We start from the raw sequence: 15,197 nt of genomic DNA on the forward strand, positions 1-15,197 counted from the left end.
GCACACTACTCCTTGTTGTTTACCGTAAGTAAAGATTCCAACCTATTAATCCTATCCCGGAAAGCCTGTCTTTCTCTTTGTAATTCCACGATATCGTAAGGTTGGTTTCCTCCTGTCAGTGAAGCCTCATAACATTTGATTACCTTATAGTCGCTACCCGCAAGCAGGCTCTTTTCTCTATTTATCTCCTCACGAACTCTCTGCTCATCAAAACGCTTTTCATACTTATATGCGATGTGATCTCCAGCATCATATGGAACAGGTACGATGCACATGTAGTCTTCTACAGTCTGCATCGACGCTTCGTCTATCGCATCAACGCGCTTCCAGCCATACGGAAGTTCCGCCACCTGTTCATCTACACTGACTGTCCGGGTCTGTATTTTCCCATCCGCGTCTTTCTCTTTTATTACCTTCGGCTCTATGTATCTTGAGCGTAGATACGCGCCTTCCATATATCCGTATTGATTCATAGTTTAATTTTATTTATACACCATGTTTCCGTTCCCAATCCTTTTATAAAAACGGCTATTATCGTATAACCTGCAGATGCGTCCACGTAGCTTGCCTCAGTCGCTCCGGTCCGCAGTTTCTGACCTCCGCTCGCATATAAACGCATAGAACCTGTTCCCAACTGCTCCAAAACTACAGTCTGCCCATCACGCGTTGATGCCGGAAGATATACGAGGCATCTGCTGGTAGAGGCGCACATCACCATCGTCGCCGTTTCTGTAAGATGATATGATGTTGCCGATGGACTTATGTATGTGACTCCAGGCATAAATCCATGCACACGCAGATTCATAAACATTCCTCCATAACTCGGTGCCGTACCGCTATTGCCTACGTTTCCATAAACACCGATAACCGCATTGTTGTCCGTTCCTTTACTGTATATATCATCGTCGCTGTCTCCTTCTCCAACGGCTACAACCGATGCGCATTGACGACCTGCAGATGACGAAGGAAGTGTAAGCGTCTCTACTCCGTTAGCGAAAATCCCAGAAGGAGACATATAGCTGGTCTTGCTACTGTTATCCGCAGCATCAACCATCACAGTGCCTTCCTCTGCGTCTATTTTCAAAGATGAGCCACGATTCCTGTTTGTAGAGAAATCTCCACCCGATACTGACGAGGTCACCCTTATAACTTTCCCTGCTGCATCCAGTTCTATTTTGTTCTTCTGTGTGCTGTCCAATGTTGAAACAATCTTTCCATTGCTTATATACCATGCACCGATATTAGCACCCTCTGCCAGAAGAAGATTAGTTGCGATCATGTTGAAGTAGTCAAGTGCTACCCATTTCGTTGTGCTTGGATTGTTCTGTATGTCGGAGGCTGGCTGCATCGTTGAATTTCCACTTATAGGATAAGCCCACCGGAACACACTACCGGCATCCACTTTGCCACCTATGAGAATTATATCTCCGTTATTGAATTTCAAAGATCGTGTCCATACCGTTTCCTTTCTAAGGAATGGTGTGGGAGCTTCATATACGACTGAGAATGTACCACTGACAACAGGTGTGGCAGACTGTGAAATCTGAGCAGTCACTTGTATGCTCTGCGGAGCTACGCCCCTGTTTACGGCAGTATTAAACGCAGTCACTATATCCTGGCTCGTAACCGCGGAATCGCCGGTATTGCTGTAGCTGTATATCACTTGCCCTTTATCATCAAGGACACTCACTTTAGGCTTGTACATCGGTACCTGAGTATCATCCTTTCTGAGACTGACAGTAAGAGTCTGTGTCTTCAACTTTGCGTTAGGAGTACACATTACCATGTCACCTGTACTCAGAGCTAAAGTATATACAGGCTGTCTGTTGTCACTATCATGAGGCACATATGCTGTGGCTGTTTTCCCTTCCTCAAGTTTCGGCATGCAGATAAACGCATCATTGCTGCCTTCTGTAAGTCTCCACAAAACATTCTGCACACCGGAGAGACTCGTTTTTGTCTTAAATGTATAGGTGTGGCGCAGCCATTCCGTCGTCAGTTTCCATGTCACATTTCCGTCGGAGGTCATGCTCACAGGCGAACCGTCTACATATCCACCTGCTGTTTTGTCCGTCAACGCCGGATATATGAAAGTCATAATCTCCCCACCTCTATCAAGAGTGTATGATTCCACTGTCGCTGACGCCGTTGTAGAGCTGCCACTGCTCGTGTTGGGATATACATATGCCTGTATCTTATACACACCGCCAGTCTTCGCGTTAAGTATCATACTTGCCGAGGAGGAAGACGTTGTCTTTATATCGGCAAAAGTGTTTTCCAGCCATGAACCACTGTCCGTCTGCTTGAACAGGTACACTCTGAGATATCTTTTCTCAGTCTGTGCCTGCGCGTTGCAATAACCTCTCACCGTCAGTGTCACCGTATTGCCGGCCTTGAGATATACGTCTTTGAAAGCAAAGCCATAGGCGGTGGATGTGACGTTCACAGGGATAGAGATTCCGCCACCCGTCTGCTTTGCATAGAAGCTCAACGTGTACCATTTCCCGGGCTCTACTATTTTGTCCGTTGCACTACGGTATATGACCTGCCGGAGAATATCCTTATATGATGCCTGCACATTACCAGTTCCGACAAAAGCGTTGTATCCGGCATAGCCAGACTCCGTAATGTCACCGTCAGTATATTCCCACTTATCCATCTCCGCCATATTCTCAAATCTTGTCTGCAACAGCAGGTTGGCATTCATTCCTTTCTGGTAACTGGCCCACAGCGCAGCTTTCGTCTTGTCGGAGGCCGAGCCAGTGAAACAACCCCACACACCGGATGTTCTATGACGGAAGCACACCCACTCATATGGATATTCCATGCTCACACCTGTTGGTGCGCCGGTCCATCCCGACGGTACGTATCCGTCCGTCTGAGATGTGGTATCTGGTACCGACGGTGCAATATTCACATCCGTGAGTTTATATATGAACTCATAGCTATCGCCGGATTCGCCTTGCTTCGCCATACCATAGGACTGTACGGCAAGGATGTTGCCGTTCTCCTTGTCATACCAGGTCACAGTAAGTATCTTTCCTTTCCCATCAAAGGCCTTAAGTGCAGAGGTTTCATCTATACTTTCTACAGAACTGGCTCTCTCAATATAGCCCAGAGTACTGTCGGGACTCGTTATCGCAGATGTCACGAAGTTTGCTCTCTCCTGTTTCATATTATTGTCCTCATCCGTCTTCCAGAACGTAATTAAGACCTGTCCCAATGGCTTTTCGGAACTGTCTGTAGGTATCGTCTCGCCTGTAGAACATTTTATGCTATATCTTATCTGTTCCTTGAAAGATATAAGTGTAAGTGCACTGCTTATCATAGTCAGATCCTTTTTGGTTTGTGTCATGACAAAACCCTTAAAGGGCTATGTCCGTACTTACATATATGTTCATTCCGTATCCTGCACGCACCATGTCCGTATAAGTCACGCTTGCGTTTGTTCCTGTGAAAGTAGCTGCACTCTTACCTGTAAGGGTAAAGTCCTTGCCTGTATTGTCCTGAGTCTGCCAGTTCCAGGAGCCTATACTCACCGTTTCGCCACTGTCTCTGCGTGTCGCGACTGGAGTCACGACAGCTGTCTGCCCGCTCTTTACAGTCGTACCGTCTATGCCGGTAATATTGAACTGCACATAAACGGGATCACTGAGATCCGTCACTGTTGCAAAGGCCGTCGCCACTACGTCCGAACCTTTCTTACAAGTGCACCTTATACGGGCTTGGAAGTCCACGTCATCTGCCGTAACTTTTTGTGTATGTGCCGTGCTTGCGTTCTTCAGGCCGGTCTCTGTTCCGTCGGCATTCACAATCTTCCACTCGAAACTGTAGCCCGAAAGATCGGTCACCTCACTGCCTTCGTTCCACAATGATGCGTCCATCGTCAGTTCTCTTGTATCCTGTGTCAGCGTTCCGTCACCCATCACTAGGTCAAACGTGCCTCCCGTACTTTTCTGTATGATTACCTCTGTAGATATCTCGTTGAAACTGATGACATTACCACCTGTCTCTATCGTACCGCTCACACTTATGCGGTCATTGTCGTAACCAGACAGAGGTACAAGGTTTTTCATCACCCTCAACGCCTCCACAGTCTTTGTCGTGCTCCCGTAATTGGTACTGTAGTTCGTCACTTTCTTGAATACGCCGGCCATGCCTGAATTGGTGGAAAGATTGTTACTACCAAAGGTCAGCGTAATTCCATTATATTTCCACGTCAGCGATTTAGGCGTCATCAGTGAGCCGGTCGAGACATCTGTCAGTATCGGCACTACTGCCGGACGAGAGTTCTCTGCCAGTGTTTCATAGTTTGGAGTAAACACCCCCGCATCGTTGTACCTCTGTATAAGCGGAGTGTTCTCCACTCTCAGATATCCGTTTATTGAAGTGCCGTCCATTACGGCTATCAGCTTCAGTCCTGCCTGTACTTCCTGTGCCATGTTATTCCTTCTCTTTTAAGTTTCCACTCATTCTGTCTTTCAACTCTGATGCAGTGGCCACTATCTCGCACTCGGCCACGCTGCCTAACATCTTCATGTCTGACATAGGGAGTATCAGTCTACCGTCAGGCATCTGCTCATGATACATTTTTAAGAGTTCCTCATTCTTCACGTTCTCTTTTTTCACAAGTATATACATATCCTCGTATCTTTTTATGTTAATATTACCTTACTCATATACGGGAGTGAACGTAGGTTCTGCCCCGCCTGTGCCAGCCTTAACGGTCGAATAGGCATACATCGACACCTCTGCCCATACCTTCAGCGTCTTTGAGGGGACGAAACCTTTGCTCTTTGGCACGAAGCTTATCTCCCTGCCATTCCCCAAAGGAACCTCAGAGCCTCCGGCGCTCTGACCTTTCCATTGTATTTTGAAGAGACTGTCCATCTGCTCATCTGTCACCGTGGAACGGTTTGTCCTGATCAATACTTTGAAGCCTACCTCCGTGGAGAAATCGTAGCTCATGCGGGCGCCCTTTGTCTGTATCTGCTCTACTGTCAGACTGGGCGGCATCGACACATCCACGGTCGTCTCATCCGTTATGGATGCATCCGTGGCTGTTGACGGACGCGAACCTTCATAGTATGCCGCAGTAACCTTGAATGAGGCAGACTTTATCTTACGGGCGTCAAATGTGAGCGTTCTCACTGTTACGCCCTCATTCTTACAGGTTATCCATGTGTTTTCATCATCAGTTGTTATGTCACGCCAGTCGTCATCTTCCTCCTCTTTTACCTTCCACCAATAGGCTACGTGAGCGTCATCCACTGCCGTACTGCCACTGTACAGCTGCGCTGTGATGGTATGTTTCCATGTTGTCTCGTCAAGAGGATTTATTTTCCAACTGGCAGGACAGTCCAACGTCACCTTATAGTTCTTGCTTTCATATACAATCGTATAAAGCTTTATGCACATCTCCAGCTTCACGGTGCGTCCAGTCCTCTTGTCATCAAAGTTTGCCACACAGAACAACTGCATGGGCTTGTCTGCAGGAATGTTCTTCTTCACTTTCAGCGCACCAGTTGGGAATCCCGAAGTACCCGTGCCTGTCTCGTAATTGCCATCCGCCTTTATTCTGTTGGAATAATCGGCGGCCGGAACTCCGTCATACCATTCCACACCGGTAAGAGTCTGCGCGCCGCTCTGTACGTCTTCCGGATCGTAGGCCTCCACATACGGCATGACTATCAGGGGGACGAGATTTCTGTCAGGTTCATACTCTTTCGTGTCGTTGTTGTATGTCTGTACTGAATTTCCACTCAGTATGCTTATGCCGTAATGTAACGACAACGGATCTACCGTCGTCACTATACTTCGGCTCTGTGTCTTTATTGCCATACTTATCCAAATTTAATCTGTCCTGTTATCTTTCTTGTTTTCATACTCTCTCCGCCTGCAGGTATCGTCACCGTACAGACAAAGGTCACGGCCTTATAGTCTATTCCGAAACCGGCTCCTATACCGTGGACATCTCCATTATCTACATGTACTGCGTTTTTGTCGTCTCCTGCATATTCTGGGGTCCATACGTTGTCGTCCCCGGGCTTTCCTGTATCACGTGCCCATTCGCAGTCATATCCTACAGTCGCCACAACATCGGAAGTTATATCTATATTGCCATAATACACTCTAGCCGTCAGAACCGTGTCCACATTGCTCCGGCGGAACGCGTAACCGCCCGATGACTCTATTTCCACATAATAGTTGGGATCACCTTCCAACATCACCCAGCCCTTCGCATTCCAGCGCGGCTCATCCAGGGTCTTGTCAGATATGCAGCCCCACTTACAGCCGTAATGCCATACAGTATGTTGCTCCACTATTGCATAGCTCTCACCAGTTCCTGTGCTCTCACTGACATGGGTCATGTATCTGTAAGGCTCTGTACTTATAGCCACACTCATGTCCCACTCACCTCTGTCAACTGTCTTAGTTACCAGTCGGCCGTTGCCGTCGAACTCATAGAAATGTTGTGCTATAATGACATCGGCCATCACACCGAGGTCATTCTCTGAGACAGGTATCTGTTCCAACGCCTTTGTCTTCGGCAGCCTACCGATGACAAGACCGTAGTTGTAATCCTCAAGTATCGGCTTGAACACATTAGTCAGAAACATTATACGTCCTTCACTCGAAGACAAAAGCCAACTCTGAGAGCGTTCGTTTGTCTCACTGTCTGCCGGCAGTTCCGAGTTACCCCGCCTCGTCACATTGTAACCAGGCAACGGAGCATAGTTCCTGCCTCCAGGCACTTCTTCGTCTGAATACATCACCACGGTCATCGCGTTGTCAGTCGTATTCACCGCCAATACCCTCATCCAGCTTGTGTAGTAATCTGTTCCCCCCGTCAGCAGAGTGTTTATTATCGAGAAGCACACATCGTTCTCCTGAAACTTCGTAATGTCGTAATCCGTCCTTTTATCAATCCACAGTTTGTATGTGGCCGTCGCCACGAAATCGACCTTAGTAATCCTGCCTGTTTCGGAAAATGAATAATCTGATTCCATGCCCTGTATCTGGTTTATAATCAAGTCCAGAACAGTCATTGAGTCGCGTACTTCAAGCCTGTTTGTCTGTATCCGCCCGTCAGACGTAATACCGGTGCCTTTTCCTGCTAACATTGAGTCGACAAATTCCCCAATGTTTATACCTCCAAGAAATCTTTGCAAATAAGAAGTTGAATCAGACTTATCTTTTCTCAGAAATGTAACCAGTGAGCGCAATGCGGAAAACACATTACTGTCTGAAGGAATTGTAGCGTCTTTTACCCTAATGACATACACACCATTACCTCCACCAGTATAGGTCTGTCCTTTATAGGTTAAAGAATCTATCTTATCTTCTATTTCACCGATACGTGAATAAGGCATACTTTCTCCTATTGTATAGACAGGAGAATCCCAAGGTATATCAAGATTTATTTCCCAGCCCAATACACGTGAGATACGTCCATTCTCAAAGTAGGTGTCATCCACGAGGTTAATTCTCTGTCCTAACTCAAACGTGCGCGAAACAGGGTCTTCATGTACCCAGTCACTTCTTAATGTTGTCGGGTATGTACCGTCATCCTTCTTCACCTTATCTGCATATCTCTGTGCCTTCTCCTTCAGTTCCTGTTCTGCCTCCGGAATATACTGGTCTGAAACAAGTTGGATATCAAATCCCGAAAGGACATACTCGTCACCGTTTGCTGGATAGATTTTATCATCCGGCAAGGGACGGCCATAGTCCTCATTCCTTACTATCTCCCAAAGCTGTTCGCCCCTATTCCCGTCTTTCGGCTCAGGATTGAAAATTACTCCGAATACCATGCCATTAAGCTTACCGGATTGGAAGGTTATCTGAAGCTCCTGACCTTCGATAATATAATCTTCCTTAAATGTAAGCCCTGTGTCTTTATAACGATAATAGGTGACATTCTCTTTGGTACCGTCCTCATTCTCCACCTCCTCGGTACGGGTGTGTACATCTGAGAGCATTCCTACCCGTCGGGGATAAACATTATCAAAAATAACAACATCTTCAATGGCTTCTTCCTGCGCCATTCCTTCGTATGCGTCAATATAAGGAGTGTCATCCGGAAGCATAAGCCTTTTCTGGACTACACCGTTCACCACGGCCTGCTCATCAGTCGGTCGATAATTCGTAGGGATATTTTTTGTGGAACCGAACGCATAGATACGTGTAGCATAAGTGCCCTGACTTTCGCTTCGAGTAATATCCGAAGCCTCAATATCGCGCTCGACTTTTATGGCATCTCCAAACTCACAACGCCCGAAATGTATTACATTGTCTACTATCCAGCAATCACAGTTCCATTTATCTTCACCGGCCATAGAAAACAAAGCATCCAACAGGTTCATGTTGTCATAGGTCATTGCCACTACCTTATTCTCAACAGTACCATCTATGCTGAATATGAAATCAGTTCCGCGATAAGTATATCCTAATGATTTTAGGTTACGAAGGAATACACCTAATTGAACATCAAGTGTAGCAGTAAGAGACCATGACGCCTCGCTGCCGACATGTTCAGGAGTGTATTTAAAGATTTTGTTCTTCCACTTCCAATAGTAGGCATCTAGTCTTAATTCGTAATCATATCCTCCGGTTGAGGTGTTGTAGGTAGGCTTTTGAAGATCAACAATCTCATAGATTTTCGACAATTTCCCCCCCAGGGAATCATCCAAAATACCAGATAAATCCACATAATCGCCTATTTTAAACGGAATACGAGAAGAAACTGAGAAAGGTAGAAGGATGTAATCTTCCTTCATAAGTGTAAACTTTCCCTTTGCTCCTTTGTTAATGAGAGTAGAGAATCTTTGCTTGCCTGATATGTCTTTGATTTCAATCTCTTTCACATCTTCAAAGATCATAAATAGAAAATGAAAGTCCTAAAAAAAAGAACTTTCATTTGAAACAATAAAGCAAATGTTTGTTATTCACTTCTATCGGTCGGATTTGGCTCGCAGAACTTACTCGAAACCCTACCGAAACATCGGTCTAAACTCAATCCATAAGAAATACTTTTCCCAAGGTAAACCAGTTTATATACTTCACTTCCAAGAGATGGAATTTTGATATTTACCGTACCTTTCTCCAATTCTGTCTGAAAAGCTTTCTTCTTTGTCCGGTAATCACTCTCCGAACTTCCTTCGATGGTAAACTGGAGTGTGATTTCTCGCGAATCCACCTTCGCATTGTCTGTGATTATCCGTTTCCCGTGTTCCAGCCTGCTTTCGTTCTCGATATAGTCCTTCATTTCGTTGAACCCGTCAATGGTATCGAGGAAACCATCTCCCAAGCGAACTCCCCAAGTTGTCCATGCATCCTTATTGTTTATTGTCAAATCTCCTGTCATAATCTTGATGTATTTCGTTTAACTTCTGCCATATCAGCCTGCATTTGTTTGATAGGCTTAATAATCTCTCCGGTATTCTCTCTGATTTGCTGTAATTCCAAATAGGAGTTGACTAAGATGGTACGCGTTTCGTCTGCAATATTATACATTCCTGACGCTTGTGCTGTCAGAGCACTTATGGAACCACGAAGTTCTGTGATTGCAACCGTTTGCTGTTGTTCGGCTGTTTCTATCCGAAGATTGGACTCATATACAGATGTGAATCTTCCGTTTAGTTCCTCGGCTGTATCTTGAGACATGGTTTCAAACCCTTTTGCAGTAGCAGATTGTTGTTCTTTACTACTTCCTGTATATCCGATAATGTTTGCAAGATCATCTCGTTCAGCCATTGCGTCCTTAACTATATTTTCATAATCATTTCTAAGTGCGTCTATTTCATTATCATCAAGTGTTCCATCTTCCATTGCAGATGCGAAGTCGTTGTACCAATTGTTAAGTCTGGTCTTAAACAGCGCACCGACTTTTTCAGACAAAGCAGCACGCATAAAGTATTCCGACATATTATCTGCAAAGTCTTCAGCTGACGCATCCATGTCCATAAGTGTGTCTATAAAATTGTCATATAAACTATCAAAACTTATCTTTGTCAAATTCTCATTAAGCACATCTGTAAGTTCTTCTAGTTTCCCTGCATGCTCGATATATTCGTCAACTGCATCTATAGGATTTTTATGACCATCACTGTCAAAGAGTTTCTGCCATTCTTTTGGGTTGTTGTCACGCAACAATTCCATTTGTTCTGGTGTAAGCTCCCAAAAATCTTCAGAATTACGAAGTGTTACGTCAAAGCCATAATTCTTCAGCGTCTCGCTAAAAGAATCCCATCCTGACCAATTACTATCAGGAGCATGACCGTTGAAAGATCCTTTACCACCCAATCCAAGAAAGCCGTAACCAGTATTTGTCCATGCTGATGCAAGATTTTTTATTATTTTCTGCTGATTTTCACGCCATTGTTCTTCTGCATCTTTTGCTGTTATATAATAACCAAGAGTCTGATCAGCAGTATTACTTTCATCTCCTATACGTTCACTTAAACGATCTATGCTTTCCTGCAAATATTTATTACTGTCTGTCAAACGATTTACAGCTTCCATAACATCTTTATCATTACCACCTAACCATGAATTAAACCCTCCAAAGGTTATTGTATTAAGAATGTTACTTACACCGTCTACAACAGACTGCAGTGGCTTCGTTATTATACCTCCACTTAGTAAATCATCAAGAATACCATTCACCGCATTAAACATAAGATCACTTAAGTCTGCAAAAATGCTTCCAAATCCATCCTTTAGCAAATCCAGAAGCCCTAATGCTGCGGAAACAATTTCTCCTGTTGCCCCACCTAATGATGATGAGAATCTAGACAAAGCATTACCTGTTTTACCTAGCAAACCTTCAAATCCAGATAATGACTTACCCAAAGTTTCTGTTAATTGCTGTGTTCCTTCGTATGCACCAGAAAGTGAATTACTCCTTATCTGTGATATGGCCGATGATATGGAATTTATTGCATCAACAGCACAATCCGTTGCTTCTTTCAAGTTATTACCTGTAGCATTAAATTCTCCTACAGCTTGTTTATAGGCTTGTGACATATTATCAGCTACAGTCTGAGCTGCATCCAGATTTGCTTTTGCCGCAGCCTTCTGTTCTGCAGTTCCACTTTCCATTGCATTACGATAATTCTCTTGTGCTTTTTTCAAATTATCATAAGCCACAACTTCAGCAGAGCAGGCAGTAATCATTCTACGCTGAGCGTTCTGAAGTTCTATTGTAAGCTCTCCTATTTTTTTAAAGTCAACGTCTGTTAGATCACCTGAAATATTCCCTTTAAGGTTGTTTACAGCTTCAACAATTTTTGCTTGGTTTTCCGGTTCCATACTTTTGAACTCGTCCGACCTCATATAAATCCTTAAAGATTCAAGACTTCGCTCCATCTCCTCACGGAACATGGTGCCCAAATTACCAAAGACACCAGCCCAGTCAATATTTTGCTTTATTGCAGAAAGGTTTACATCCGATATGGCCTTGTCTCGTTCACGTTCCAGTGTGAGACGATCACCCTCTGTTTGGGCTTCTTGTATTTTTTTTGCATATTCTTCAGCAATGGCCAGTTTTCGCTGTTGGAATGTGCCATATTCCGTAAGATAGGCGTCCATTGCTTCTTTCTCCGCATTGAGCCTATCTTGTATTTGCTTTTGTTTTGTCAAATCCTTCAATTCGTCAAATGACGAGGTGTCTATGAATAAGCCTGAAGAGCTAAATGTTTTTTTCTTGTATTTGGGATTCTTCTGCGCTTTTAGATTCTCCTCTGCATAGAATATGTCCTTTTGCCTCTGGGTCTCTTTTTGGATATATTCTTCTTTTGCTCTGTCTATTGCTTCAAGCTCCTTTTTATTGTCATACTCTCGTTGGGCAATAATCCTTTTACTGCCGTCGGCCATAGCATTTATTCGAGCCTGTTCCACCTGCTCCTCTAAATCAGCAGTTTCTCTTTTACGGTCAAGAGATTGTCTTTTCTCCAAATTTTTAAGACTCTCTGTCTGTTTGCGAATGGCTTCCTCCCTCTTGAGGACTTGATTTTCTGCATTAGCCTGTTTTTTGGAAGTTTGCGAAGTTCCACCCAATTCTTTGAACAACTTTTCCGCTTCTTCCATTGTCTCTTTGGCCTTCACAACCTCGTCTTTTGTTGACTTGGCTGATTTTCTTAATTTCTCATAATTTTTCTTTGCATTATTCCATCTCTTTTCTGCATTCTTATAAGCATCCTTGAATAATTCAGGTTTTTCGTCTTCATATTGCCCTGTAAGATAATTAAACTTATCTTTCTTCTGATTCGTATCCGTTTTTAGTGAGTTCAACTTCAACTGGAATTGGATAGGAACAGTAAAAATTCCGCTTCTGGCTGATTCTTTTTTCCATAGTAACATGTATTCACGTATCTCCGATAGATCATCACGAACCTTCATCTGTTCAACAGACATCGGAATTTTATCAACTTCCTTAATTTTTTTTTCAATATCCTTGATTATAGATTCTGTGTCCTTTTCAGCCGGTGAACCATCAATATTAAGCATCATTGTTCCTTCAACCTCTTTTTTCATGGCTATAACAAAGTCAGACATATAATCCAACTTCATTTTGGAATCCTGATATTCTCTTTCTGCCACCGTCAGTTTTATCTCTATAGGTTTAGCATTCTCTTCCGCCTGCCTCCTTACTCTATTGAATTCATCCAGTGCAGACTGCCATTTATCTAAATCTTTTTTCGCATACTCAATTTTAGACGTATAAATTGCGATCTGATTGTTCGAATTTGGTTTCAAAGATGCAGCCTGCCGAGCATCAGTATATTCTTTTATTGCATTTTTGGCTTTCTCTATATTATCAATGATGTTCTGATAATTGTTTTTATCACGCTCCTCGTTCAATTTCTTTTGTGCATCAGCAAGATTTAATGTAGCTATTTCTTCCCTGCTGTAAGCTGAAGTGAGAGCCGGTGAATATTTCTGTAACTCTTCATACGACTTTATTTTTTCTAATTCCGTTTCCGTACTGTCTTGAATAACACGAATAAGTTCTTCCACTTTCCGCTTGCGCTCCGCTTCTTTGTCTATGAATTTCTGCTGCTCATCATTGAATCTTTTTTGGGCCTTTTCTGCAGCTGACGCACTATCACTAAAGGCCCACATAGCAGCAACGACTCCAGCTAAAGTTGTGGCCACGAGCACATACGGATTAGCCTTCATCACAGAGTTTAAAGCCGCCTGTGCAAGAGTCTGTGCTTTGGTGGCAACGGTCTGCAAGGCTTTTGCTGCAGCATCCGCCCTAGCAGCGACAGCCCAGTTTTTTGTTAATGCGATATTGACAATCACAGCTGCTTTATGTATTCCATAAGTGGCGATCAAACCTATCAGAATTTTACCAACCGTCTCATAATTTTCTATCAACCCCTTCAAAGCAGATATACCAGCGGAAGCTATTCCTTGTGTGCTCTTACCCATATCATTCAACATGGTGTCCCAAGCATCACCAAGATTGCTTATCTGTCCTGTAAGGGATTTTGACTGTTCCTGCATCAAGTTATAATAAATACCTGATTCGCTGGTCATATTCTTGAAAGCTTGTTCTACTTCCTTGAATCCGACCTTTCCTTCTTTGACAAGTCCAGAAACTTCATCTTTTGTCACACCAAGGACTTTTGCAAGTTCCTCATATATAGGAATACCACGACCTGCAAACTGACGAATATCGACAGCATAAGCTCTTCCTTGTGTCCTCAATGTTCCGTAGAGATAGGCTATTTCACTAAGTTGTGAGCCAACACCTGCAGCCACATTGCCAAGCATTATAAGTTCATCACCTACATTTTCTGCCGATGAGCCATAAGCAATCATCTGTTTTGCTGACTGAGCAACCCCCTGAAGGTCAAAAGGAGTTTTAGCAGCAATATCAACAAGTTCTGCCATAAGTTTATCAGCAGCCTCTTTACTTTTCAACATCGTAGAGAAAGCTATTTCCAACTGCTGAAATTGTCCTCGGACATTAATAAGCTCGGAAATAAAACCTTTTAATGCCGTCACGCCACCGATAATACTCAAAACTTTAGTTAACGAAAGCGACATTCCTTCATTAGCTTTTGTTGCTTCTCCTGCTTCTTCCTTAAAAGCGGAATACTCATCCCTTAACCTCTTTACAGAAAGGCGTGCTTCTGCCTGCTGTTGGGTCAGATCAAACAACGTTGCTTTTTCCTCATAAAGAGCTTTTTTTGCCGCCTGGTATTCTGACAACAAACTTGATGCACCTATAGGATTTCTTTTTAAGGCTATTCTATAAGCATCCCCTAATCGTTTTACATCATACCCGACATCCTTAACAACTCTTTTCTGATTAATAATCTTTTGAGTAAAATCATTCACGGACTGTGAGGCATTGTATATTTTCGTTTTAAAATCATTCTCCATAACAGCACCAGCCTTGGCCGCTTCTGTTACCAATCCCATCATCTGCTGACGGGTGGATGCTAGTTGCATTTCCAAAGCCTTAGCAGCTGCCGGAGATTTGTTTACGTCCATCTTTTTGAGCTGGGCTTCCAACTTTTTACATTCTTGTCTAAGACGGATAACCTCATCATAATCTGAACTGACTTTAAAATATAGTGTAGCCATATCTATTTCTTATTTCTTCGTCTGCGTGAAGCCATATCTTTACCTTTTACCTTCGTAATCTTGGTTCCAGTAACAGTATGGAGTTTATCACGCTGCATTAATACTAAATTTCTGTATGGTATCTCATATACCACTTCCTCGTATGACAGATGCAGATTTTCAATGAACGATGCAATCTGTCCCAAGAGAGTATCATTCCCTACAACCTCGGTTTCGCTGCCAGCAGACTTACGTTCCTCGCCAAGCTGACAGCTTTGAGAAAAACCTTGGAGTCAATCATGGATAATGCTTCATCCAAAGCATTCACGTTCTCCTCGTATGTTCCTTCGGCCAACTCTTCACTCAAGCTCTCATCACCAGTAATAAGCCATGAAAGAGCCTTACTATATGATTTGCTTTCGCCAAGAGAGAGAAGAACTTCCTTTAAGTTGTCTGCGTCCTGTATACCTGACAAATTAGATATTGCGCCGGACAACTTATAGATAGTAGGCGGATAGACCGTGTAGGCTTTTCCAACAACAAATACTGTTCTAAAATCATTGCCTATAATGGATTCTGATACTATTTTCGCTCCTTGATTCATAATTTAAAAGAAA

At 43.4% G+C, this 15,197-nt stretch carries 9 protein-coding genes; all 9 read right to left on the reverse strand.

Annotation, left to right across the window (positions count from 1 at the left end; all coding sequences use genetic code 11):
- Positions 1–5: 5 nt before the first annotated feature.
- Positions 6–473, reverse strand: coding sequence for a hypothetical protein (locus tag WKT13_RS08880; protein WP_298620980.1), 468 nt, complete (start codon positions 471–473; stop codon positions 6–8).
- Positions 470–3,328: a hypothetical protein gene (locus WKT13_RS08885; RefSeq protein WP_340323605.1), complete on the reverse strand. Its 2,859-nt coding sequence runs from the start codon at positions 3,326–3,328 to the stop codon at positions 470–472. The genes WKT13_RS08880 and WKT13_RS08885 overlap by 4 nt, the downstream gene beginning before the upstream one ends.
- 37 nt (positions 3,329–3,365) lie before the next feature.
- Positions 3,366–4,442, reverse strand: coding sequence for a hypothetical protein (locus WKT13_RS08890; RefSeq protein WP_340323606.1), 1,077 nt, complete (start codon positions 4,440–4,442; stop codon positions 3,366–3,368).
- A gap of 1 nt (position 4,443) precedes the next feature.
- Complete coding sequence (locus WKT13_RS08895) at positions 4,444–4,641, reverse strand: hypothetical protein (RefSeq protein ID WP_298620975.1); 198 nt, start codon at positions 4,639–4,641, stop codon at positions 4,444–4,446.
- Positions 4,642–4,671: 30 nt separating this feature from the next.
- Positions 4,672–5,841 (reverse strand): hypothetical protein, encoded by a 1,170-nt coding sequence (locus WKT13_RS08900; RefSeq protein WP_298620973.1) that lies wholly within the window; start codon positions 5,839–5,841, stop codon positions 4,672–4,674.
- 2 nt (positions 5,842–5,843) lie between these two features.
- Positions 5,844–8,882 (reverse strand): hypothetical protein, encoded by a 3,039-nt coding sequence (locus tag WKT13_RS08905; protein WP_340323607.1) that lies wholly within the window; start codon positions 8,880–8,882, stop codon positions 5,844–5,846.
- A 62-nt stretch (positions 8,883–8,944) separates the two neighbouring features.
- On the reverse strand, positions 8,945–9,367 hold the full coding sequence (locus tag WKT13_RS08910) for a hypothetical protein (RefSeq protein WP_340323608.1): 423 nt from the start codon (positions 9,365–9,367) through the stop codon (positions 8,945–8,947).
- Positions 9,364–14,601 (reverse strand): tape measure protein, encoded by a 5,238-nt coding sequence (locus tag WKT13_RS08915; RefSeq protein WP_340323609.1) that lies wholly within the window; start codon positions 14,599–14,601, stop codon positions 9,364–9,366. The genes WKT13_RS08910 and WKT13_RS08915 overlap by 4 nt, the downstream gene beginning before the upstream one ends.
- 199 nt (positions 14,602–14,800) lie before the next feature.
- A complete protein-coding gene (locus WKT13_RS08920; RefSeq protein WP_340323610.1) occupies positions 14,801–15,184 on the reverse strand; it encodes a hypothetical protein in 384 nt (127 codons plus the stop codon).
- Positions 15,185–15,197 lie beyond the last annotated feature (13 nt).

This window comes from Prevotella sp. HCN-7019 (assembly GCF_037890215.1).
Taxonomy (GTDB): domain Bacteria; phylum Bacteroidota; class Bacteroidia; order Bacteroidales; family Bacteroidaceae; genus Prevotella.

Coding starts and splice junctions, on each gene's coding strand:
- WKT13_RS08880 (WP_298620980.1), bottom strand. CDS start 473: ATGAATCAATACGGATATATGGAAGGCGCGTATCTACGCTCAAGATAC.
- WKT13_RS08885 (WP_340323605.1), bottom strand. CDS start 3,328: ATGATAAGCAGTGCACTTACACTTATATCTTTCAAGGAACAGATAAGA.
- WKT13_RS08890 (WP_340323606.1), bottom strand. CDS start 4,442: ATGGCACAGGAAGTACAGGCAGGACTGAAGCTGATAGCCGTAATGGAC.
- WKT13_RS08895 (WP_298620975.1), bottom strand. CDS start 4,641: ATGTATATACTTGTGAAAAAAGAGAACGTGAAGAATGAGGAACTCTTA.
- WKT13_RS08900 (WP_298620973.1), bottom strand. CDS start 5,841: ATGGCAATAAAGACACAGAGCCGAAGTATAGTGACGACGGTAGATCCG.
- WKT13_RS08905 (WP_340323607.1), bottom strand. CDS start 8,882: ATGATCTTTGAAGATGTGAAAGAGATTGAAATCAAAGACATATCAGGC.
- WKT13_RS08910 (WP_340323608.1), bottom strand. CDS start 9,367: ATGACAGGAGATTTGACAATAAACAATAAGGATGCATGGACAACTTGG.
- WKT13_RS08915 (WP_340323609.1), bottom strand. CDS start 14,601: ATGGCTACACTATATTTTAAAGTCAGTTCAGATTATGATGAGGTTATC.
- WKT13_RS08920 (WP_340323610.1), bottom strand. CDS start 15,184: ATGAATCAAGGAGCGAAAATAGTATCAGAATCCATTATAGGCAATGAT.